This is a genomic window from Pseudomonas sp. NFR16 (assembly GCF_900108875.1).
GTDB lineage: Bacteria > Pseudomonadota > Gammaproteobacteria > Pseudomonadales > Pseudomonadaceae > Aquipseudomonas.
In genome coordinates this window covers 454,071-477,743 of record NZ_FNYJ01000004.1, presented here as the reverse complement: position 1 = coordinate 477,743, position 23,673 = coordinate 454,071, and the positions used below count along the sequence as shown (strand labels likewise).

The following is a 23,673-nucleotide window of genomic DNA, read 5'->3' as shown; positions in this document are numbered from 1 at the left end:
ATCGCAGATGCGCGGTTATGACTTCGACCCGTGTCAGGGGCGGGCCTAAAACCACTCATCCTGCATCGACAGGCAGGCGTCGTCCCGGCGTTCGAGAATCGCCAGGTCGTGATGGCATCCCGGTACTTCCCACGTCAGGAAGTACCGGGCAGCTTGCAGCTTGCCGTTGTAAAAACGCGTGTCGGACTCGTCCGCCCCATTCAATCCCTCTTGGGCGCGAATCGCTTGCTCCAGCCAGCGCCAGCCAATCACGGTATGGCCGAATGCTTTCAGGTAGAGCGCTGAGTTGGCGAGGGTGGCGTTGACTTTGCCCTGTGCCAGATCGGTCAGCAGCCCGATGGTGACGGCTTGGAGGCGTGCAACCAGCTGCTCGAGCGGCTCACGCAAGGCATCGAGCGCTTCATGCGTCTGTGCCTGCTCGCAGGTGTGGGCGATCAGCCTGATCAGTTGCCTGAGGCCTGCGCCTCCATTCTGCGCCAGCTTGCGTCCCAGCAAGTCGAGCGACTGAATCCCGTGCGTCCCCTCGTGGATCGGGTTCAGCCGGTTATCCCGGTAGTACTGCTCCACCGGGTATTCCCGGGTGTAGCCATGACCGCCGAGAATCTGAATCGCCAATTCGTTGGCCTTGAGGCAGAACTCCGAAGGCCAGGATTTGACGATCGGCGTCAGCAGGTCGAGCAGTTCGTGGGCCTGTTTGCGCTGGTCTTCACTTTCGCCGGTCTGGGTATCGTCGAACAGGCGCGCGGCGTATAGCCCCAAATCAAAGGCGCCTTCGACATAGGCCTTCTGCGTGAGCAGCATGCGTCTGACGTCGGCGTGCTGAATGATCGATACCGGCGCGGCCTGTGGATTCTTGCTGTCGGGCAGCCGACCCTGCGGACGCTGGCGTGCGTATTCCAACGAATACAGATACCCCGCGTAGCCGAGCATGACCGCGCCCATGCCCACGCCAATCCGTGCCTCGTTCATCATCTGGAACATGTAGCTGAGCCCCTGATGCGGCTTGCCGACCAGATAGCCCACGCACTGACCGTTGTCGCCGAAGTTCAGCGCTGTGGACGTCGTTCCGCGCCAGCCCATCTTGTGAAACAGCCCAGCGAGTAACACGTCGTTTCGCGGCCCCAGACTGCCGTCGTCGTTTACCAGGTATTTCGGCACGATGAACAGCGAGATGCCTTTCACGCCGGGTGGCGCGTCGGGAAGCTTGGCCAGCACCAGATGCACGATGTTTTCCGACAGTGGGTGATCGCCTCCGGAGATGAAAATCTTGTTGCCGCGCAGGCGACAGGTCCCGTCTTCCATGGGTTCGGCGCGGGTCCGGATGTCGGAGAGCGATGACCCGGCGTGAGGTTCTGTCAGTGCCATGGTTCCGAAAAACCGGCCCTCGATCATGGGCTGCAGAAAACGGCTTTTCTGTTCGTCGCTGCCAAAGCTTTCGATCAGGTTCGCCGCGCCCATGGTCAGGAAGGGATAGGAGGTTGTGGCGGCGTTGGCCGACTGGAAGTGCGCGAAGCAGGCTTGCGACAGCAGCGTCGGCAGCTGCATGCCGCCGGCTTCGAAGTCGCGCGCGGCATTGAGGAAGCCTGCTTCGAGAAACGCGTCGACAGCGGGCTTCACCTCCGGGATCAGGACCGCCTCGCCGTTCTCGTAGCGCGGCTCGTGCTCGTCATTCTTGCGGTTGTGCGGCGCGAAGTATTTTTCGGCAATGGTGCGCGCCGTGGAGATCGCCGCATCGAACGTCTCGCGACTGTGCTCGGCAAACCGTTCACGTCGCGTCAGCGCTTCGGCATCCAGCACTTCATACAGCTCGAAAGCCAGATTGCGCGAACTGAGCAACGTCTCGGACATGGCAGCGTACCTTTCAATGAGTTGCCGTCGAGTCTAGGTAGGCGCAGAAGGGGTGAACAGGAAGATTGATTTGCGTGATGGAGGGATAGTACGTGGGGTGAATGCCTTGCAGCGGATCTGTGGGGGTGAGCGAACTGACTCTCGCAGAAATGCGTGGAGCATCTGCGGCCGTCCGACTCACCGGCGGTGGGCCATTAAGGCGCCGCCGCTGGCAAGCCAGACTGCCATGGATCTCAGCGATCAATCAGCCGATGGTCATGAGGCTCGCATTACCGCCCGCTGCCGCCGTGTTGACGCTCAGCGCGCGCTCGATCACCAGGCGTTCCAGGGCAATGCCGGTTTCGCCTTTGGACAGGCCGTGCACGCCGATAATCGCGCCGCCACGTTGGGCAACCTGCTCGCAGATGGCGCGTAACTGGTCCGAATCACCGTGGTGCAGAACGGCGTCGAGCGAGACGTCCTCCTTGTTCCAGTCGGCCACCAGTTTGATGCGTGCCTGTACATCCTTGGGAAGGCGATTGCGCAGCGATTTTCCTGGTTCTGCGTCCGGAACGATGGCCGTGCTGCCCACAGCCATGACAGCGGCGAGTTGCGCCAGCAGGTCGGTTTCGTCTTCGGCCAGGCACAGCACGTGTTCGCGCGGCAGAATGCTGTAGCTGTTGCGCTCGCCGGTTGGACCGATCAGCGCGCGGGTCACGCCGCTTTGTGACTGCTCGGCAAACTGCACGCACAGGGCTTCCAGCTCCGGCTTTTGCTGGCTTGCCGCCCAGGCCTTGAGGCTGTTCAGCGGCTTGAGCATGGCGTCGCGCATCCGCGTATCAGGAGCCACCTGTGCGTCCCGCGCAGCGAACGACTTTTGCACGGCATCGACCGGTCGCGTCGACAGCAGGCGGTACAGGTACAGCGGGCCACCCGCTTTGGGGCCGGTGCCCGACAGGCCTTCGCCGCCGAACGGTTGCACGCCGACCACGGCGCCGACGATGTTGCGGTTGACGTACATGTTGCCCGCATTGACGGTGTCGATGACCTTGGCGATGGTCTCATCGATGCGCGTATGCACACCCAGCGTCAGGCCATAACCGGAGGCGTTGATCTGGCCGATCAGCTGATCCAGTTCTCTGCGCTTGTAGCGAACGACGTGCAGCACCGGACCGAAGATCTCGCGCTGCAGCTCGTCGAAGCTTTCCAGCTCGATCAGCGTCGGCATCACATAGGTGCCGCGCTTGATTTCATCGCTGTCGGCAATCGCCACCTGATACACCGCGCGGCCTTTGTCGCGCATGGCTTGAATGTGTTTCTCGATGCCGGCCTTGGCGTCGGCGTCGATCACCGGACCGATGTCTACCGACAGGCGCTCGGGGTTGCCCAGGCGACTTTCGGCCATGGCGCCTTTAAGCATCTCGATCACGCGATCGGCGGAGTCTTCCTGTAGGCAGAGGACGCGCAGGGCCGAGCAGCGCTGACCGGCGCTGTCGAAGGCCGATGAGACGACATCAATGACCACCTGCTCGGTAAGCGCCGAGGAGTCGACGATCATTGCGTTCTGGCCGCCGGTTTCAGCGATCAGCGGAATCGGACGCCCCTGAGAGTCGAGACGACCGGCAATGTTGCGTTGCAGCAGACGCGCGACTTCCGTGGAGCCGGTGAACATCACGCCTTTGACGCGATCGTCGCCGACAAGGCGGGCACCTACGGTCTCACCGCGCCCCGGCAGCAATTGCACCACGCCCTCAGGAATGCCGGCTTCAAGCAGGATGCGCACGGCTTGAGCGGCCACCAGCGGCGTCTGCTCGGCAGGCTTGGCCAGTACCGGGTTACCGGCCGCCAGCGCTGCTGCGACCTGACCGCTGAAGATCGCCAGAGGGAAGTTCCATGGGCTGATGCACACGACCGGGCCGAGCGGGCGATGAGCGTCGTTGCTGAAATCGTTGCGTGCTTGCACGGCGTAATAGCGCAGGAAGTCCACGGCTTCGCGCACTTCGGCGATGGCATTCGCGAAGGTCTTGCCGGCTTCACGGGCCAGCAGGCCCATCAGCGGCTGTATTTCGGCTTCCATCAGGTCGGCCGCGCGCTCCAGGATGGCGGCTCGCTCGGCGGGTGGCGTGGCTTGCCAGATCGGGCCGGCACTCAAGGCGCTGAGCAACGCGTTGTCGACGTCTTCCAGGCTTGCTTCCTGGACATGACCGACCACATCACGCAGGTCGGACGGGTTCAATACGGGCGTCTGAGCACCTGCGCTTACCGGGCTGCCCAGCATCGGCGCGGCTTTCCAGTCGTTATGAGCCGTGGCAAGCAGGGCAGAGGACAGCGACGCCAGGCGATGTTCGTTGGCCATGTCGATGCCGGCGGAATTGGCGCGCTCGCTGCCGTAAAGCTCACGCGGCAATGGAATGCGCGGATGTGGCAGGCCAAAGCCGCCTTCCTGGGTGGCCATGCGCTCGATAGTCGAGACGGGGTCGGCGACCAGTTCCTGGATCGAGATCGACTGATCGGCGATGCGGTTGACGAACGAGGTGTTAGCGCCGTTTTCCAGCAAGCGGCGAACCAGATACGCCAGCAAGGTTTCGTGGGTGCCGACCGGTGCGTACACGCGGCACGGACGATTCAGCTTGCCGTCGGCGACCTTTCCGACGACCTGCTCGTAGAGCGGCTCGCCCATGCCGTGGAGGCACTGGAATTCGTACTGGCCGGGGTAATAGTTCTGGCCCGCGATGTGGTAGATGGCCGACAGGGTGTGGGCGTTGTGGGTCGCAAACTGCGGGTAAATGACTTCCGGCACGGAGAGCAGTTTGCGGGCACAGGCGATGTAGGAAACGTCGGTGTACACCTTGCGGGTGTAGACCGGATAACCTTCCAGGCCTTCGACCTGGGCGCGTTTGATCTCGCTGTCCCAGTAAGCGCCCTTCACCAGACGGATCATCAGGCGATGGCGGCTGCGGCGAGCCAGATCGATCACGTAATCGATCACGTACGGGCAACGCTTCTGGTAAGCCTGAATCACGAAGCCGATGCCGTTCCAGCCCGTCAGTTGAGGTTCGAAGCACAGACGCTCAAGCAGATCCAGCGACAGCTCCAGACGATCTGCTTCTTCCGCATCGATGTTCAGGCCGATGTCGTACTGCTTGGCGAGCAGGGTCAGCGAGAGCAGGCGCGGGTAAAGCTCTTCCATCACTCGCTCGTATTGCGCGCGGCTGTAACGCGGGTGCAGCGCCGAGAGCTTGATGGAGATGCCCGGACCTTCGTAGATGCCGCGGCCGTGGGAGGCTTTGCCGATGGAGTGAATGGCCTGCTCGTAAGACGCCAGGTATTTCTGCGCGTCGTGCTCGGTCAGCGCCGCTTCGCCGAGCATGTCATAGGAGTAGCGAAAGCCTTTGGATTCGAACTTGCTGGCGTTGGCCAACGCTTCGGCAATGGTTTCGCCGGTCACGAACTGCTCGCCCATCAGGCGCATCGCCATGTCGACGCCCTTGCGGATCATCGGTTCGCCGGACTTGCCGATGATGCGGCTCAGCGAGGAAGTGAGTCCCGCTTCATTGTGGGTGCTGACCAGTTTGCCAGTGAGCAGCAGGCCCCACGTGGCGGCATTGACGAACAGCGACGGGCTATTGCCCAGATGCGGCTGCCAGTTCCCAGTGCTGATCTTGTCGCGGATCAGGGCGTCGCGGGTGCCCTTGTCAGGAATACGCAGCAGCGCTTCGGCCAGACACATCAGCGCCACGCCTTCCTGCGACGACAGCGAAAACTCCTGCAGCAAGCCCTGGACGATGCCCGCACGGCCGCCGGCGCTCTTTTGGTTGCGCAACTTCTCGGCAATCGACGCGGCGAGTTTGTGAGTTGCATCGGCCATCTGGGCAGGCAGGCGCGCCTGCTCCAGCAACATGGGTACGACTTCAGGTTCAGGGCGACGATAGGCCGACGTGATAGCGGCGCGAAGCACCGACTGAGGCAGGATGCTCTCGGCAAACTCCAGAAACGCCTGATGGCCGTTTTCGGCGGGCGGCTCGCCGTGGTCATCGTCTTTGGCGTTCAGGCCATTGAGTTCGTTCAGGGTTGCACCACCCTCGAGTTTCTCCAGGTAATTGAAGATCGCCTGTTTGATCAGCCAGTGCGGCGTCCGGTCAATGGACTGTGCAGCTGCTTTCAAACGCTCGCGGGTCGGGTCGTCGAGTTTGACACCCAGGGTGGTGGTCGCCATGTCTTGTCCTCATGAAAGCCACGATTCGTGTGGCTATGGATGACGTCAAGAGTAGCTGCGCTCAGGTCCGGGTGCAACCGGGTGCAACCGGTTTTTGCCGAATATTTCCGGTGCGTTGTCTGGCTGCCTGTGACGCCCCGCATGAAGCACTGTTTGCGTGCTTAACTGCGCGGAGTGACCTGTTTCGGCGCTAAACAGGCTAAGAAGGCGCATCTGATCACCGAAAAATTGTAAGAAGGTACAACTTATCCATCATTTCGGGTTGCACCTGCTCGGGCGCGTCCACTAGCATGCGCCGCCTTGGTGCAGCCAAGTGTTCTCTACGGCGCCGACATCGCGGACGGGCGTTACGTACGCGAACGACGAACCTGCGAATCTGCGGTGCGCAGTGCAATCGGTCTCGTTCGCGCCCATAAAAATAATGGCAGGTCATCACAATGAGCGTCAGCAACCCTACCTTGATCACCTTTGTGATCTACATCGCGGCAATGGTCCTGATTGGGCTCTTGGCGTACCGCTCCACCAACAACCTTTCGGATTATATTCTCGGCGGCCGCAGCCTCGGCAGCGTCGTCACGGCGCTTTCTGCTGGCGCCTCGGACATGAGCGGCTGGCTGCTCATGGGCTTGCCGGGAGCGATCTACATGTCCGGCCTGTCGGAAAGCTGGATCGCCATTGGCCTGATCGTCGGCGCTTATCTGAACTGGCTTTTCGTCGCAGGCCGCCTGCGCGTGCAGACCGAACACAATGGCGATGCCCTCACACTGCCGGATTATTTCTCCAGCCGTTTCGAAGACACCAGCGGCCTGCTGCGTGTCATCTCGGCCATCGTCATCCTGCTTTTCTTCACGATCTATTGCGCGTCGGGCATCGTAGCGGGCGCTCGGCTGTTTGAAAGCACGTTCGCCATGCCTTATGAAACCGCTCTGTGGGCGGGCGCTGCGGCGACGATTGCCTACACGTTCATCGGCGGTTTCCTGGCCGTTAGTTGGACCGACACAGTCCAGGCAACATTGATGATCTTCGCCCTGATCCTCACGCCGATCATCGTGCTGCTGGCGACCGGCGGCGTCGATACGACTTTCCTCGCGATCGAGGCCAAGGATCCTGCCAGTTTCGACATGCTCAAGAACACCACCTTCATCGGCGTGATTTCGCTGATGGGCTGGGGACTGGGCTATTTCGGCCAGCCGCACATTCTGGCGCGCTTCATGGCCGCAGACTCGGTCAAGTCGATCGCCAGCGCGCGGCGTATCTCCATGGCCTGGATGATTCTCTGTCTGGGCGGCACCGTTGCGGTGGGTTTCTTCGGTATCGCCTATTTCTCGGCGCACCCGGAGCTGGCAGGGCCGGTCAACGAAAACCATGAGCGGGTGTTCATCGAGCTGGCGAAGATCCTGTTCAACCCATGGATTGCCGGTGTGCTGCTTTCGGCCATTCTGGCGGCCGTCATGAGCACGCTGAGCTGCCAGTTGCTGGTGTGTTCAAGCGCGTTGACCGAGGACTTTTACAAGCCTTTCCTGCGCAAAGGTGCCTCCCAACGCGAACTGGTCTGGGTGGGCCGGGCGATGGTCCTGCTGGTGGCGCTCATTGCGATTGCGCTGGCGGCCAATCCGGAGAACCGGGTGCTGGGGCTGGTGAGTTATGCATGGGCCGGCTTCGGCGCAGCGTTCGGCCCGGTGGTGCTGATCTCGGTGATCTGGAAAGGCATGACCCGCAACGGCGCGCTCGCAGGGATCCTGGTCGGGGCGATCACAGTGGTGGTCTGGAAGCACTTCGAGTTGCTGGGACTGTATGAAATCATCCCGGGCTTCATCTTCGCCAGTGCGGCCATCGTGCTCTTCAGTTCAATCGGCAAAGGCCCGACGCCCGGTATGCTGACTCGCTTCGAGGCTGCGGAGAAGGAGTACAGAGCGGCCTGATCCGTCTGGCTCATGAAGAAACCCGCGTTCGCAATGACGCGGGTTTTTCATTTCAGCCTCAGCGCCTGAAAGGGCTCAGCCTTTGTTGTGATCGGTATCGAGGTTGAAGAACATCGCCTTGCCGCCTTCGCTGGTATAGCCCGTGTTGTCCTGACAATAGACGCCGGCCTTGAAATACAGCTGCTGTTTGCTCCACGTCGCGCTGATCCGGTCGTTCCAGACCATGCCGCGAGCGGTCACGCTGAGCAATCCTGCCTTGTTCAGATGGATGACGTAATTGAAGGTCTCGTTGAGCGGCACGTCTTCGGCAATGGTGATGACGCGGGCTTTCTTGTCCTTGGGATGAAAGCGCACCTTCGCAACGATGTTGCCCATGTGGGTTGCGTCTTTGTACTGATACTCCACTTTGAGCAGCGGCTGGGTGCTCTCATAAACGTGGATCTGACCGATGACGATCTTCCCGGACGACGGCACCTGAATGACCTTGAGCTTGGCGCGCAGGAAATTGTCCGCGTCAGGGTAATACCAGTTATGAAGGGTGCCGTCGGACCAGGTTTCGCGCAGTTCGGTGCGGGGGTAAATGGCGTTGGCTGTCTTGCTGCCGGTGACCGGAACCCAGAAACTCACATTGGATGAACCGGATTTGAAATATTTACCGTCATAGCCTTGGAGCAGTTGCTTCGTTTCAATCGTGGCGGGGGGCGAGCCCACAGGAATGCTCAGATTCCACGTGCCTAAATCAATCATTTTCTCTTTCGTCCGATGTGTCTCATTGCCAGCAAACGTGTCTGGCGCAAGGGTTAGGGGGCGCTCCTTATACGGTTCAGAAGTGGATTTGTTAACGGCAATCCGTCGAGTGGCTGGCGTCAATGTGCCTGCATTTTTGTTGCGGGACAGGCAGGGGCTGACGTACGGTGCAGCTACCGTTAGTCGGGAGGCAAACGGATTTGCGATGGCAAAACGGTGGCCTTCCTTCTCTTTTCCACATTCGGGGCTAGAGTATCTGCCTATCGGATCATCGGCGGAGCCTGTTCCCCCGGGCAGTAAGTGAATGATGAGTAGTAGCAGCATGGATCGCGTGCAACCCCTGCCTCCCAATGGCAAGTCAGTCCTATTGGTAGTCGATGACTACCCGGAAAATCTCGTCACCATGCGTGCGGTCCTGCAACGACAGGACTGGGAAATCGTGACGGCCAGCTCAGGCATGGAAGCGTTGGGCCTTCTGCTCGACGTGGACGTGGACCTTGTCTTGCTCGACGTGCAGATGCCGGAAATGGATGGCTTCGAAGTCGCCCGTCTGATGCGCGGCAGTCAGCGCACACGCCTGACGCCCATCATCTTTCTGACCGCTAACGAACAATCACGCGACGCCGTGCACAAGGGTTATGCCAGCGGCGCGGTTGATTACCTGTTCAAGCCGTTCGACCCCAATATTCTCAAGCCCAAGGTGCAGGCCCTGCTGGAGCAACAGCACAACCGGCGTGCGTTGCAGAAACTCAGCCGAGAGCTGGAAACGGCGCGGGCGTTCAATGCTTCGGTGCTGGCCAACGTCGGCGAGGGCATTCTGGTGGTCAATGAAGACGGCATCATCAGCTTTGCCAACCCGGCCATTTGCCGCTTGCTGGGCATGTCCGATGACGAGCTGCGGGGCACGGATCTGTGCAGCTACCTTCAGGAACCCTGCTTCACCGAATGGAGAGAATCGGGGTTCTACCACCACTACCGCCGCGCCGACACGTATCGCGTTCACGATGCCGTATTGCGTACGCCCGAGGGGCGTCAGGTGCCGGTGGCCTTGTCCTGTGCGCCGCTGCCGGAAGAGCAGAAAGCGATGGTGCTCAGCGTGCTCGATATGTCCGTGGTACGCGACCTGTATCGTCAGCTTGAACAACAGGCCGTGACTGACTCGCTTACCGGCCTGCTCAACCGCCGGGGCTTCTATCAGACGGTCGAAGGCATGCTGTTGCGCAACGAGCACTCGGGCAAATACCTGGTGGTGTTGTACCTGGATCTGGACGGCTTCAAGCACGTCAACGACTCGCTCGGGCACGACGCAGGCGATCAGGTGTTGCAATGGGTCGGCGAGCAATTGAAGGATTGTTTGCGCCCTTACGACGTCCTGGCGCGAATGGGCGGCGACGAATTCGTGGTCGTGATCGACGGACTGGATTTCCCCGAACACGCGGCCAAGGTTGCCGAAAAACTCATCGAACGTGTCTCGGCTCGCCGTCATATCGACGGGATCGAGGCCACGCTGGGCGCGAGCATCGGTATTGCGGTTTACCCTGACTGTGGCACGAATCTGGATGGTCTGCTGCGGGCGGCGGACATCGCCATGTATGAGGCCAAACGGGCAGGCCGACATCAGTATCGATTCTTCGATCAGTACATGAACGGCCGCGCGCGCTCGCGTCTGATGCTCGAAGAAAGCGTGCGTACCGCCATCGATGGCAAGGATTTTTCGATGGTGTACCAACCGCAGATCAACGTCACCACTGGCCGGATCCGGGGTTTTGAAGCGCTGCTGCGCTGGCAGCATCCCGATGCGGGCGATGTGCCTTCCGGCGTGTTCATTCCATTACTCGAGGAGACGCGCCTGATCAACAAGCTGGGCAGCTGGATTTTTGAGCAGGGCGCCGCTCAGCGGCAGCGCTGGAATGGCGTGTTCCCGGACGATCTGGTCATGAGTGTCAGCGTCAGTCCGGCGCAGTTCAGCATGCCCAACCTGGCAGCGGAGCTGCAGCGGGCCATCCATTTGCACGGTCTGCATCCACGTCAGCTGGAAGTCGAAATCACCGAGCCTTCGCTCGTCCATAATCTGGTTCACAGCCGCCAGCAGTTGCGAAGCCTGCACGACATCGGCGTGCGAGTGTCGCTGGACGACTTCGGCGCAGGCGACAGCTCACTGGCGCATCTGCGCAATCTCGATCTGGACACGCTCAAGCTGGACCGGCATTTCATCGGCGGCATGATGGGCTCGCCTCGGGACCTGGCTGTCGCGCGCAGCATCATCGATCTGTGCCGGATGCTCGACATCGACGTCATTGCCGAAGGCGTCGAAACCCAGGAGCAATATGACTGGCTGGTGGCGAACGGCTGCCAGCTCATGCAGGGGTTTCTGCTCGCGCATCCCCTGGAGCCCAAAGAAGCAGAGCGCTTCGTGCATCCCGTTCAGTTGCCGGTCGCCGAGCGGCTGCTCGATCAGGGCTGACGGGGTAGACTGGCGACTTTTCAGCGACACGACCGGACCATGACTTCCACAGCATTGATGCCGCTCAAATACCTGCAGGCTTATCCGCAAACCCTGCAGGATCAGGTTCGTCAGCTGATCGTGCAGAATCGGCTGGGCGATTATCTGGAGCAGCGCTACCCCGATCGCCACGAAGTGCAGAGCGACAAGGCGCTGTATGCCTACGCGCTGGCGCTCAAGCAGGAGCATCTGCGCAACGCCCCGAACATCGATAAGGTCTTGTTCGACAACCGACTCGACCTCACGCACCGTGCGCTCGGCCTGCACACCACTGTTTCACGCGTGCAAGGCGGCAAGCTCAAGGCAAAGAAAGAAATCCGCGTGGCTTCGCTGTTCAAGGAGGCCGCTCCGCAATTCCTCAAAATGATCGTCGTGCACGAACTGGCGCACTTCAAGGAATCGGAGCACAACAAGGCGTTCTATAAGCTGTGCGAGCACATGCAGCCGGGGTATCACCAGTTGGAATTCGATCTGCGCGTCTATTTGACCTGGCGCGACCTGCAGTCTGCCGATCGATAGGCGCTGTCGTAGCACAGGGCGCTCGGTGCGCGGTAAGCTGCTTGCTCTCACACCCCAAAGGATCTGGCGATGGACGTCAGCAAGACCAAAAGCAGTTTCTATCGCCGTCTGTATGTGGCGTATCTGATCGACAGTGAAATCGCCGCGAGCGTACCGGCGCTCACCGAAGTCACTGGCATGCCGCGACGCACCGCGCAGGACACGATTGCGGCATTGGCCGATCTGGATATCGTCTGTGAGTTCGAACAGCTGGACGGCGCCCGCAATCATGCAGGCGGTTATCGAATCCGGGAATGGGGCGCAATCGACAAGCACTGGATCGAATGCAACATACAGCAGATAAAGACGGTGTTGGGTTATCCCTGAAGCCGCCTCCGAAGGCTGCGGGATCAGTCCAGATCCCGCCGCATGCCGATGTGCGGAATACCGTCCTCGACGTAAACCTCGCCCACCGGATTGAACCCGTACCGACTGTAATAGCCCTGCAAGTGGGCTTGAGCGGACAGATAGATCGGCTGATCCGGCCACTTTCGTTCGGCATGATCCAGCGCCTGCAGCATCAATTCGTGGCCCATTCCTTTGTTGCGCATCGAGGGCGCAGTCACCACCCGGCCGATGGTGACATCGCCATCCTGTTGAATCGGGTCCAGCAGGCGCAGATAGGCAACCAGCTCGTCGTTCTGCCATGCCATCAAATGGCAGGTGTCACCCAACAGATCCTGGCCGTCGACGTCCTGGTACCAGCATTTCTGCTCGACCACGAAGACTTCGGCACGCAGTTTCAAGATGGCATACAGCTCTTCCTTGCCAAGATCGGTATGGTGTTTGCAAATCCAGTTGATAGACATGAAGCCGGCTCACGAAAAGAAATCCATGCCGGATACTAAACGCATATGGGCGTCAGTCCAAAGCGGCCCTGAAAGCGTGGGCGCCGACACGGTTCGCACATTGCTCGAATTTCTTGAACTGCGGCACAAACATCGCCTTCATATGAGTTGTGAAAAGTGCCGAAGAGGTCTTCAATGGAGGCCAGCTGCTATTGCCGTAATCGCTGTTTCGCCGGGCTGATCAACGTGCCCGTCGCTCGCATCAGGGACGTTACCGTGCCGCATTAGTGCAGCTGAACATTGCAGGCAATCCGTCTGCCTAAGGATCTTGAGCATGCCGCGTTTGCTTCTAGCCATGGCCTTGCTGGGAATGCTGCTGATCGCAGATCAGGCATGGGCGCAAAAATTGCGGCTGGCCGGCGACGCGTGGGCTCCTTACTCGGATACCTCGCTGCTCAAGGGAGGGCTTTCCACGGATCTGATCCAGACTGCATTCGCCCGCGCTGGCTACTCCACCGAATACGAACAAGTGCCTTGGGCCAGAGCTGTTCACGGGGTGAGTGAGGGGCGTTACGACGTGCTGATCAACGCTTGGTACAGCGAGGATCGGACCTTGATCGGGCAGTTCTCGCAGGCGTACCTGATCAACCGGTTGCGTTTCATCAAACGCAAGGACGCTGATGTCGACTTTCAAAATCTCGTGCAATTGCATCCCCACTCCATCGCAGTGGTGCGCGGCTACGCCTATTCGCCTGAATTCGATGCCGATGCTCTGCTCAAGAAGGTCCCGGTGGCGAGCTTCTCTACCGCCGTGCGCATGCTGGTCGCGGGCAGGGTAGAGCTCACCGTGGAGGATGAATACGCGGCGCGGTTCGCGCTCAGTCACGAACCGGCGCAGGTGCGGGACAGCGTCGAATTCCTGCCTCGCTCACTGAGTGAAAACAGCCTGCACATTCTCGTCAGCCTGAAACATCCCGATCACGAGAAAATTGTCGCGGACTTCGACAAGGCCATCGCCGCCATGAAAGCCGACGGCTCCTACGACACGCTCTTCAAGCTGCACGGTCTGTGATTGCAGGCTCTTTAACGGGTTCTTTGATCAAATGTGCCGCCAGCGTTCTCAGTGGGCCAAGCTGGCGACAGATCAGCGCGAGTTGAGTCTGCACCAGACGCTGCCCCTCATCGATCTCTTCCGGCATTTGCTCAAGCTCGGTGGCCAGTGCTTCCTCTGCATCGCTGTGCACGGCCACCGGCTCGCGCATGGCCAGGCTCTGGGCAATCTCGTCGATGCTCGACGCCAGACTTGCGCCAGCCCCTTCGATCAACTGCTCGCGAACTTCGCTGGGCAATTGGGTTTCCCGGTGCGCGCCAAGTCCCGACAGATAACTCAGCAGCGTGTGTGAGAGCACCAGAAAGCGGAAGCCCACATCGGCTTCCTTGCGGAAATGGCCTGGCTCCATGAGCATGTTCGCCAGTGTCGTCGAGAGCGCGGCATCTGCGTTGTGGGCGTTGCGGCGGGCCAGGCGATAGGCCAGGTCGTCGCGCTTGCCCTGCGCGTACTGCTGCATGATCTGGCGCAGGTAGATGCTGTTGCAGGACAGCGTGTTGGCCAGCACCTTGTTGAGCCTGCGACCTTGCCAGTCGGGCAGGAACAGGAACACCGCAAGACCCGCGATCAGGCTGCCCAGCAGCGTATCCATCAGGCGCGGCAGGAACAGGCCGTAGCCGTTACCGACCTGATTGAAGCAGAACAGAATCATCACCGTGATCGCCGCCGTCGACAGGGTGTAGCGTGTGGTGCGATTGACGAAGAACACAACCCCGGCCAGCACTGCGCACATCGACTGCAGCACCGGTGTGGTGATCAGGTCGAACAGAATCCAGCCTGCCGTGAGGCCGATCGCCGTGCCGATGATGCGTTGCCCGAGCTTGCGCCGGGTTGCCCCGTAGCTTGGCTGGCACACGAAAACCGTGGTCAGGATGATCCAGTAGCCCTGCGAAGGGTGAATCAGATGCACCATGATGTAGCCGATCACCAGCGCCAGCGGCAGGCGCAGCGCGTGGCGAAACAACAGCGACGTGGGCGTCAGCTGCAAACGCAGCCGGGTCCAGACATCCTTGAGGTTACGCGGCGACCGGTCGAGCAGGCTGCTGTCAGTCGCATCGGCGAGGGCATCGGGATTACTGGCATCGCTGAGCAGCCGGTCCAGCGTACCAAGGTTGTTCGCCAGAGCACGCAGTGAGCGAAGCAGGCCGCGCCAGGCGGGATTGCTTTGAATGCGCAGGTGTTCGAGGGACGCGCGCAGGTCGTCGAGCGCGTGGGCGAAACTGTCGTCGTAGACGAACGGCTGGCGCAATTGAATGGAAATCGACAAATCGCGGCAGGCATTGCCTTGCTGGCGCAGCAGGCGCTGACAGCGGAACAGCACGTCGCTGTGGAAGAAGGCCTCGGCCAGCGAGTTATAGGGATAATGCGATGAGCTGGCGCGCTCGTGGATGTCCTGGGCAAGAAAATACAGCTTGAGGTAACGACTGACCTTCGAGCCGGGACGACCACTGCCGACGCGGTTGAGGATGATTTCCTTGGTGACGTTGAGCGCGGCAACGACCTTGCCGTTCTGTTTCGCCAGTTCCAGACGTTTGGCCTCGACATCCAGCGTACGGATAGGCTCGAACAGGTCGGACTTGAGCTTGAGGTACAGGCCGAGCTCTCGAAACAGCCGCGCCAGCGCTTGCTGCACGGGCTGATTGGAGAACAGCATCTGCCACAACACCGACAGCAGGCCGTACCACGCGGCGCCGGCCACCAGCAGCATCGGTTCATGCCAGAAATCCGTGACTTCACCTCCGCGCTGGTCCACGCCGATCATGGTGTAGACCGAGAGAATCAACGTGGCGTAGGCGATGGCGCCGTAGCGCTCTCCCAGAGCGCCCAGCATGGTCAGGCAGAACGCCGCCAGGGCGAACGCGCAGATGAAGACGACGGGGTAGGGGAACAGCAGCTCCACGGACAGCGCTGCGATGCTGAAGCACACCAGCGTCACGGCCAAAGCGTTAAGGCGGCCTTGCCAGCTGTCGTCAGTCTCGGACAGCGCGCTGGCGATGACCCCGAGGAAAAGCGGGATCAGCAGCGACATTTCGTTCTGGTACCAACACAGCGCCATGCTGCCGGTCAGCGCGATGAACACCCTGACGCTGTAGGAGAATTTGTCCAGCGCCCACAGGCGGCGGAAGGTATTGCGCAACGATTTCGATGCCATGAACGCTGACGGCCCTGTTCGCGATTGATTCTGCTGACGGATATGTACAGCGCCGGATGCGTGCTGTACATCCGCTTAGCAAAATTTATTCCGCGAGTCTGGGGGCAAGTTGTCGCTCAAGCACACAACGGTGGAAGTGAGCCGACTGTCTTTAACGCCCCCTTTCGACCCATGGCGTGACACCCGACGCCTTCCCGGCCGAAGTCTGTCCTACGAAAGGCTCGCAGCGTCTGGAGGACCGGTTTCAGCCGGGAAGAGGCTGGTGCATGCTGTCGAGATGCGGGTTGCTACGTTGTCAGCCAAAAAGGTGAACGTCAGACAAACTGCGCTGCCGCGTACGCGGACGCCCAGGCCCACTGGAAGTTGAAGCCACCGAGATGACCGCTGACATCCAGCACTTCGCCGATGAAATACAGCTTGGGCGATTTCAGCGATTCCATGGTTTTGGAAGACACTTCGCGCGTATCGATGCCGCCCAGCGTGACCTCTGCGGTGCGATAACCTTCGGTGCCCGCCGGCACCACCTGCCAGTTCGACAGCTTCCCGGCGATGTCGGCAAGCTCAGCGTGGGTGTACTGCTTCATGGGCCTGGACACGAACCACTGCTCGGCAATCAGGTTGGCCATCTTTTTCGTGAACAGCTCGCCCAGCAACGTCTTCAACTCACTGTTCGGGCGCTCCGCTTGCTGAGTGCTCAGCCATTCATGAGCGTCGTGATCGGGCAGCAGATTGATTTCCACCGTATCGCCCGGGTTCCAGAACGATGAGATCTGCAGAATGGCTGGCCCGCTCAGACCGCGATGCGTAAACAGGATGTTCTCGCGAAAACTGGTGTCGTTGCAGCTCACCAGACAATCGACCGACGTGCCGGACAGTTCGGTGCACAGCTCTTTGAGCTGGTCGGTAATGGTAAATGGCACCAGCCCGGCGCGGGTCGGCAGCAGGGTGTGGCCGAATTGCTTGCCGACCTGATAACCGAAACCGGTTGCGCCCAGCGTCGGGATCGACAGCCCGCCGGTGGCGATGACCAGAGATTCGCAGTTGATGGCACCCAGCGTGGTTTCCAGCCGATAACCGCTTTCGGTCTTCTCGATGGTCTGCACAGAGGTGTCCATGTGCAGGTTCACCCCGGCGTCATCGCATTCGCTGAGCAGCAGGCCAAGGATGTCGCTCGACTTGTTATCGCAGAACAGCTGGCCGAGTTTCTTCTCGTGGTACGGCACGCCGTGCTTGCCCACCAGCGCGATGAAGTCCCACTGGGTGTAGCGCGCCAGCGCCGACTTGCAGAAGTGCGGGTTCTGCGACAGGAAGTTGGCGGGCTCGGTGTACATGTTCGTGAAGTTGCACCGCCCGCCGCCCGACATGAGAATTTTCTTGCCGGGTTTATTGGCGTGATCGATCAGCATGACCTTGCGGCCGCGGTTGGCAGCCGTGAATGCGCACATCAAACCTGCGGCGCCGGCGCCGATGATCACAACGTCAGTAACGGGCAAAGCGGTGTCCTCTGGGGGAATATCGAAACATGATCGTTCCCACGCTGAGCGTGGGGACGATCAGGGGGTATTCAGGCGGTTTTAGAGAATCCGCACGCGCAACGACTTACCCTTGATCTTGCCGTTGTTCAAGCGATCCAGTGCCTGTTTGGCGATGCTGCGCTCAACCGCCACGTAGGCCTGGAAATCGAAGATCGCGATCTTGCCGACTTGGGCGCCGGGAATCCCCGCTTCGCCGGTCAGCGCGCCGAGAATGTCGCCGGGGCGCAGCTTGTCCTTGCGACCCGAGCCGATGCACAGCGTTGTCATCGGCGGGAGCAGCTTGCCGCCCTCTTTGCGCGTCAACTGATCGTATTGCTGCCAGTTCAACGGGGCCTTTTGCAGTTCTTCGACAGCCCGCGCACGCTGGCTTTCACCTGGCGCAACGAGGCTGACGGCGATTCCGGTCTCGCCTGCACGGCCGGTGCGGCCTACGCGGTGGATATGGATTTCGGAGTCACGGGCCAGCTCGACGTTGATCACCATGTCCAGGGCATCGATATCCAGGCCGCGAGCGGCGACGTCGGTCGCCACCAGCACCGAGGTGCTGCGGTTTGCGAACATCGCCAGCACCTGATCGCGATCGCGCTGCTCCAGATCGCCGTGCAGGCCGACAGCCGACATGCCTTTGGCGCACAGGTGATCGACCACTTCCTGAACTTGTTGTTTGGTGAAACAGAACGCTACGCAGGATTGCGGACGGAAATGGTCGAGGACCTTAACCACCGCTTCCAGACGCTGCTCGGGCGCGATTTCGTAGAAAATCTGCTCGATCTGACTGTCGGCGTGCAGCGCCTCGACCTTTACGGTCTGCGGATCGCGCATGAATTTGGAAGCCAGTTGCTTGATGCCGACCGGGTAGGTGGCCGAGAACAGCAACGTCTGACGGCGCTCTGGCGTCTGCTCGATGATGTCGGCGATGGCATCGTAGAAGCCCATGTCGAGCATGCGGTCGGCTTCGTCGAGAACCAGTGTGTTCAGGCCATCCAGCACCAGCGAGCCCTTGCGAAGGTGCTGCTGAATGCGGCCCGGTGTGCCGACGATGATGTGTGCGCCATGTTCCAGCGAGCCGATCTGCGGGCCGAAAGGCACGCCTCCGCAGAGGGTGAGCACCTTGATGTTGTCTTCGGACCGGGCCAGACGACGAATTTCCTTGGCCACCTGATCGGCCAGTTCGCGTGTCGGGCACAGCACCAGTGCCTGGCAGCCGAAGTAGCGCGGGTTGATCGGGTTCAGCAGGCCGATGCCGAAGGCCGCGGTCTTGCCGGAGCCGGTCTTGGCCTGGGCGATCAGGTCCATGCCCTTGAGAATCACCGGCAGGCTCTGCGCCTGAATCGGCGTCATCTGGGCATAACCAAGGGACTCCAGGTTAGCCAGCATGGCGGCGGAAAGGGGCAGCGTGTTGAAAGCGGTGTTAGTCACGGGACGGGCCTGCAAAACAAAATGTCGCGCAGTGTATCAGGTCGAAGCCCCCGGCTTGGGGCTGGGGGCGATAAATGGTGGAGGATTCGGCAGCCCGTCATGTTCGCGCTGACCTCACAAACGCTGTGGGAGGAGCCCGCTCTGTTGAACGCGCCCTCCGATCAACGGCGTAACACCTGAAGGCTTCCCGGCTGAAGCCGGTCCCACGGAAAGCCTGCACCGTTTGTAGGACCGGCTTCAGCCGGGAACAGGCCAGTAGGGTGAGGAAAGATGCAGTGGTTGCAAATCAGTCCTCATGAGCCAGCCTGATCCCACAGCGGGCCTGAGTCTGGCTCGATCACGCTTCGATCTCAGGCTCGGTCTGCGGCTTGCGCGGCGGGTTTTCCGGAGGCATGCGCGGTGACAGTTGCAGGAAGATCGAAGCAGCCAGCATCGCCAGCACACCCACGCAAAGGAACGTCAGCTGGAAGGCGCCCAGTACACTGCTGACCTCGCCTGTCGACACGTCATCGGTGAAACCGCCCAGCAACGCCGCCGCACACGCCACGCCAAGGCTCAGCGACAGCTGCGCCACCACCGACAACAGGCTGTTACCGCTGGCGGCGCTGGCGTCGTCCAGGTCAATGAGCGTCACCGCGTTCATCGCCGAGAATTGCAGCGAGTTGACGCCGCCCAACAGCGCCAGATGAACCAGCAAAAACCAGTAGGGCGTGTCGGCGCTCACCAGCGCCATGCTCGCCAGCAAGAGGCCCAGCAACAGGGTGTTGCCGGTCAATACAATGCGGTAGCCCAGTCGCTCGATGGCCCTCGTCGCCAGCGGCTTGGCGAACATCGCCGCCAGCGCCAGCGGGATCATGCTCATCCCGGCGTGGGAAGGCGAATAACCCAGGGCGACTTGCAGCATCAGCGGCACGAGAAACGGCAAAGCGCCGCTGCCCAGGCGGGCGAACAGGTTGCCCATGATGCCCACCGCGAAACTGCGCGTGCGGAACAGCGAGGCAGAGAACAGCGGCGCCTCGATATGGCCCGCGCGCAGCCAGTACGCCGCCAGACAAGCCATCCCGCCGAACAGCAGCATCACGACGCGCAGGTGCGGCAGATGCAGTTCACCCAGACCCTCCAGGGCGATGGTGATCAACACCATCGATGCGCCGAACAGCCCGAACCCCACCAGATCGAAACGGGTGCGCCCGCCGCCTTGCAGATCGGGGATGAACTTGCGCACGGCGAAGCAGCCCAGAATCCCCACCGGAATATTGATCAGAAAAATCCAGTGCCAGCTCAGGTATTCCACCAGCCAGCCGCCGACGGTCGGGCCCAGCAGCGGGCCGAGCAGCGCAGGCATGGTGATGAAGCTCAGGATGCGCACCAGTTCGGTCCGCGGATAGGCACGCAGCACGATGAGCCGCCCGACCGGCATCATCAAGGCACCGCCCAGGCCTTGCACCACGCGGGCGGCGACCAGCATGCCAAGTGAGTTGGACGCCGCGCACAGCAATGAACCGAAGCTGAACAACAGGATGGCGCTGAAGAATATGCGCTTTATGCCAAAACGGTCGGAGATCCAGCCCGAGGCTGGAATCAGCAGCGCGATGGTCAGCATGTACGCAATGATCACCGACTGCATGCGCAGCGGATCTTCCGACAGCGAACCGGCCATCGAAGGCAGGGCCGTGTTGAGAATCGTGCCATCCAGACTCTGCATGAAAAAGGCGATGGCGATGACCCAAGGCATCCAGCGCAAGGTTCGGGCGTCCAACTGCGGCGTCGAGGTCGGCATATGAAGTTCGAGGTCCTTTTTGTGTCGGTCATTGTAGGCGTGAGCTTGCTCGCGAGAGCGTTCTGTCTGCCCACGGAGCAGCACCTGACGTTGCGCTATCGCGAGCTCACACCTACATGGATTGCGTCTGGCTACAGCGTCAGTGTCAGCTTGCTGATCAGCGCTCCCGGCAGCAGATTCGAGGCTGTCTGACGTTGACTGTAGGTACTTGTCGACAGAATGAGTTCCCTTTGCGCCGTCAATTGTTCCAGCGAGTCGCCCAGCAGGCTGAAGATACTGTCGTCGAACCGCATGGTGCTGACCGGCGCCTTGATCTTGCCGTCTTCCACCCAGAAGGTTGCAAAGCGGGTCATGCCGGTCATGCGCCCGGCGTTGCGGTCGGAGAAGTTCAAGTACCAGAGGTTGCTGATGTACAGCCCGGTGCCAAGCGCCTCTAGCACGTCGTCCAGCGCCAGGGCGCCAGCATTCATGCTCAGCGCGCTGGGCGACTCGCCCCAGCCTGCGCCGTTGGCGACAAGGCCGTATTCGGCGGCGCTGCGGGAATCGATCAGCCGGTCTCTGGCGATGCCATTCGCCACCAGCGACAGATCGGAGCGCCGATACCCTTCGCCCGAAAACGCCGGCGACAACGACCCGGTCACCTGCTCGTCCAGACTCACCAGCGGGCTCAACGCGGCATGAGCGTCGTACAACCGTTGCAGCGGACTGGTTTTGTTGGCCAGCGACTGGGCAGAGAACCCACCCCAGCAGAGCATGCCGATGACTTCCTCCAGCGCAGCCGGAGCGAGGTAGGCGCGGTATTGACCGGGCGCAAGCTTGTGCGCCGGACGATCGAGAAACTCAAGTTGCTCGCGGGCCAGCGCGAAGCGGCGGGTGAATGCCTCGTCGTCCCATTGGTGACCGGCGTAGTTGGCTTTCACCGCCTGGCCGTTTTCATGAAACAGGGACCAGTCGAAGTTGAAGCTGTTGGCCTGATGCCAACCCGCCGCGCCGCTGGAACTGGCGAAACCCCGGTAGACCGGACCTGCCGCGTAGATGCCGACCAGATCGAGCCTTTCGCCGAGTTGCGCGATACGGTCCACTACCTGCGCGCTGTCCGGCAGCGGCGTGTCCTGCACGTTGCTGCTGTGCCACGGCTCGTCGTTAAGCAACAGATAAGGATCTTGCGGCAAGAGCGTCAGGGTTTCGCGCAGTTGCTCAAGCGCCTGCTTCAAGCGCTGTTGATCCACGTCGCTTTCGCCTGACAGCGTCAGGTCCAGATTGGCGTGGCGACCGCTGGCGATCAGCTTGAAATAGACGCTGGCCTGCTGCACATGCCCCGCCTGCCTGACCTTGCCGTGGTTGAAACGGATGAAATCCGACGCTTCGGCGTTATAGCCGAGCGTGAAGCGCTCTTCGGATGTGATGGCAGCGCTCAACCCGTCGGCGAGTGCATGGAATTGATCTTGATGGGACATCAGGCGTCACCTCCGAAAACGTCGACATTGGCGAATACGCAGGCTGGCGAGGCGTGGCCCACGCGAACCACCTGGTTGGGCTCGCCCTTGCCGCAGTTCGGCGTGCCGAGCACCTTGAATGTGCTCGCATCGCCGACCGCACTTAGGCTGCGCCAGAATTGCGCGGAAATGGCGCGGTAGTTCGGGTTTTTCACCACGCCCTTGATTTCGCCGTTCTCGATCAACTGACCCCATTCGCAGCCGAACTGAAACTTGTTTCGCGCGTCATCGATCGACCAGGAGCGATTGGTACTCATCAGAATGCCGTGCTCGATGCCGCTCACCAGTTGCTCCATCGATTGGTCGCCCGGTTCGATGTTGAGGTTGGCCATGCGATCGATCGGCGCGCGGTTCCAGCTGCACGCGCGGCTGTTGGCCACGCCTTCCATGCCCGATCTGTACTGCGACAGCGCGCCACCCAACGGCCGTTCGAGAATGCCGTCCCTGATCAGAAATTGTTTGCTGGCGGGCGTGCCATCGTCGTCGTAACCGTAACTGGCGAGCTGTTCGGGAATGTCGGGATTGAACGTCACGTTGAGCAGGCTGGAGCCATATTGCAGGCTGCCGAAATCGCTGACATTGACGAAGCTGGTGCCCGCGTAATTGCGCTCGTCGCCCAGGATGCGGTCCAGCTCCAGCGGATGGCCGATGGATTCGTGAATCTGCAGGATCATCTGGTCGGGCAGCAACAGCAAATCACGCGGGCCGGTGGGCGTGTTGGGCGCCATGATCAGTTGCAGCGCCTGATCGGCGACCTGCCTTGCGGCACCGATGATGCCGCAAGCGTCGATGACTTCCGCGCCGCCCTGCTGGCCGAAGTTCTCGCGGCCCAGGCTGCGGGTCTGGCTGTCCTGGCCGTCGTATGCGGTCACGCTCAGCCCGGGAAACACAAAACGGTGCGCCTGACGGATCTGCGCTCCGGCGCTGTTGAGATAGATCTGCTCGACGTTTTCCAGTCCCAGACTGACCTGCCAGTTCACCAGGCGTTCGTCATGCGGAACGTTGGCGGACTCACTGCCAAGCAATGCGTAGCAGTCGCTCAACGATGGAAAGGCGCTGTTCAGATTGGGTGAAAGATAATCCGCGCAGCTGGTGGCGACAGGCTGGTCGCTCAGATCGAGCAGAGCGTGTGAGGCCAGCATCCGGGCCTGGTTTTCGGCGCGCTCAAGAGCCGCCTGCAGGCCGCGTTGCGAGATGTCGTTGGTGGCGGCATACGCTTCCACGCCATTGACGCGCACCGTCAGCATCGCGCCTTCGTCGGTGCTCAGTTGTGGCGGTTCGGCGATGTTCTTGCGCACCGAGAGGTGTTGGCTGGTCTGTTTGACGTAACGCAGAGAGAAAAACTGAGCGCCGCTGCGCAGGGCTGCGAACCGCTGCTTGAGGTGAGCGGAAAAGTCGAACATGCAGGAAAGCTCCTTGGCGATTCGGACAGGCAACGGTCCGAATCATAGCGCGCTTGAGCCCTGCGGCGGGACGTGAATTCCCGCACTGTAGGAGCGTGGCTTGTCCCGCGATCTGCCGGGAACCGGCAGCAAACTCAGCAAATGCGGTTTTCCTGGTACACCGAGTTTGCCGATTTTACGACGGGTTCCCCGCCGATCGCGGGACAAGCCACACTCCTA

Annotated in this window: 15 protein-coding genes; 5 read left to right on the top strand and 10 right to left on the bottom strand. The window is 60.9% G+C overall.

Annotated features, from left to right (window positions below):
• Positions 1-45 precede the first annotated feature (45 nt).
• Positions 46-1,848 carry an acyl-CoA dehydrogenase gene (locus tag BMZ10_RS18140; RefSeq protein WP_093465295.1) on the bottom strand — a complete coding sequence of 601 codons (1,803 nt, stop codon included), beginning with the start codon at positions 1,846-1,848 and terminating at the stop codon, positions 46-48.
• Positions 1,849-2,092: 244 nt separating this feature from the next.
• On the bottom strand, positions 2,093-6,043 hold the full coding sequence (gene putA / locus BMZ10_RS18135; protein ID WP_093465293.1) for a trifunctional transcriptional regulator/proline dehydrogenase/L-glutamate gamma-semialdehyde dehydrogenase: 3,951 nt from the start codon (positions 6,041-6,043) through the stop codon (positions 2,093-2,095).
• Positions 6,044-6,480: 437 nt separating this feature from the next.
• Here putA and putP point away from each other — a divergent pair, with 437 nt between their 5' ends.
• Positions 6,481-7,965: a sodium/proline symporter PutP gene (gene putP, locus BMZ10_RS18130; RefSeq protein ID WP_093465290.1), complete on the top strand. Its 1,485-nt coding sequence runs from the start codon at positions 6,481-6,483 to the stop codon at positions 7,963-7,965.
• 75 nt (positions 7,966-8,040) lie between these two features.
• Here the strand turns inward: putP and BMZ10_RS18125 are convergent, their stop codons facing one another.
• On the bottom strand, positions 8,041-8,712 hold the full coding sequence (locus tag BMZ10_RS18125) for a polysaccharide lyase family 7 protein (RefSeq protein WP_093465287.1): 672 nt from the start codon (positions 8,710-8,712) through the stop codon (positions 8,041-8,043).
• A gap of 322 nt (positions 8,713-9,034) precedes the next feature.
• On the opposite strand from BMZ10_RS18125, the gene BMZ10_RS18120 reads away from it, so the two are divergent.
• From BMZ10_RS18120 to BMZ10_RS18110, 3 genes are all read left to right on the top strand, one after another.
• Positions 9,035-11,176 carry a two-component system response regulator gene (locus BMZ10_RS18120; RefSeq protein ID WP_093465284.1) on the top strand — a complete coding sequence of 714 codons (2,142 nt, stop codon included), beginning with the start codon at positions 9,035-9,037 and terminating at the stop codon, positions 11,174-11,176.
• Between the two features lie 54 nt (positions 11,177-11,230).
• The gene (locus tag BMZ10_RS18115) at positions 11,231-11,734 is read left to right on the top strand and encodes a YgjP-like metallopeptidase domain-containing protein (protein WP_093465617.1); all 504 of its coding nucleotides are present in this window, start codon (positions 11,231-11,233) and stop codon (positions 11,732-11,734) included.
• Positions 11,735-11,803: 69 nt separating this feature from the next.
• A complete protein-coding gene (locus BMZ10_RS18110; RefSeq protein WP_093465282.1) occupies positions 11,804-12,100 on the top strand; it encodes a winged helix-turn-helix domain-containing protein in 297 nt (98 codons plus the stop codon).
• Between the two features lie 23 nt (positions 12,101-12,123).
• Here the strand turns inward: BMZ10_RS18110 and BMZ10_RS18105 are convergent, their stop codons facing one another.
• Positions 12,124-12,582, bottom strand: coding sequence for a GNAT family N-acetyltransferase (locus BMZ10_RS18105; RefSeq protein WP_093465279.1), 459 nt, complete (start codon positions 12,580-12,582; stop codon positions 12,124-12,126).
• 313 nt (positions 12,583-12,895) lie between these two features.
• On the opposite strand from BMZ10_RS18105, the gene BMZ10_RS18100 reads away from it, so the two are divergent.
• Complete coding sequence (locus BMZ10_RS18100) at positions 12,896-13,633, top strand: substrate-binding periplasmic protein (protein WP_093465276.1); 738 nt, start codon at positions 12,896-12,898, stop codon at positions 13,631-13,633.
• Here the strand turns inward: BMZ10_RS18100 and yccS are convergent.
• The 6 genes from yccS to BMZ10_RS18070 form a co-directional block, all read right to left on the bottom strand.
• Positions 13,614-15,821, bottom strand: coding sequence for a YccS family putative transporter (gene yccS / locus BMZ10_RS18095; RefSeq protein WP_093465273.1), 2,208 nt, complete (start codon positions 15,819-15,821; stop codon positions 13,614-13,616). The two genes, BMZ10_RS18100 and yccS, sit on opposite strands and share 20 nt — an antisense overlap.
• A gap of 314 nt (positions 15,822-16,135) precedes the next feature.
• Positions 16,136-17,314 (bottom strand): BaiN/RdsA family NAD(P)/FAD-dependent oxidoreductase, encoded by a 1,179-nt coding sequence (locus BMZ10_RS18090; RefSeq protein WP_093465270.1) that lies wholly within the window; start codon positions 17,312-17,314, stop codon positions 16,136-16,138.
• 81 nt (positions 17,315-17,395) lie between these two features.
• The gene (gene dbpA / locus BMZ10_RS18085) at positions 17,396-18,775 is read right to left on the bottom strand and encodes an ATP-dependent RNA helicase DbpA (protein WP_093465267.1); all 1,380 of its coding nucleotides are present in this window, start codon (positions 18,773-18,775) and stop codon (positions 17,396-17,398) included.
• Between the two features lie 337 nt (positions 18,776-19,112).
• Entirely contained in the window at positions 19,113-20,555 is a 1,443-nt protein-coding gene (gene mdtD / locus BMZ10_RS18080) for a multidrug transporter subunit MdtD (RefSeq protein ID WP_093465264.1), read from the bottom strand.
• A 131-nt stretch (positions 20,556-20,686) separates the two neighbouring features.
• Entirely contained in the window at positions 20,687-22,012 is a 1,326-nt protein-coding gene (locus BMZ10_RS18075) for a TldD/PmbA family protein (protein WP_093465261.1), read from the bottom strand.
• Positions 22,012-23,454 (bottom strand): TldD/PmbA family protein, encoded by a 1,443-nt coding sequence (locus BMZ10_RS18070; protein WP_093465258.1) that lies wholly within the window; start codon positions 23,452-23,454, stop codon positions 22,012-22,014. The genes BMZ10_RS18075 and BMZ10_RS18070 overlap by 1 nt, the downstream gene beginning before the upstream one ends.
• Between the last annotated feature and the right edge of the window lie 219 nt (positions 23,455-23,673).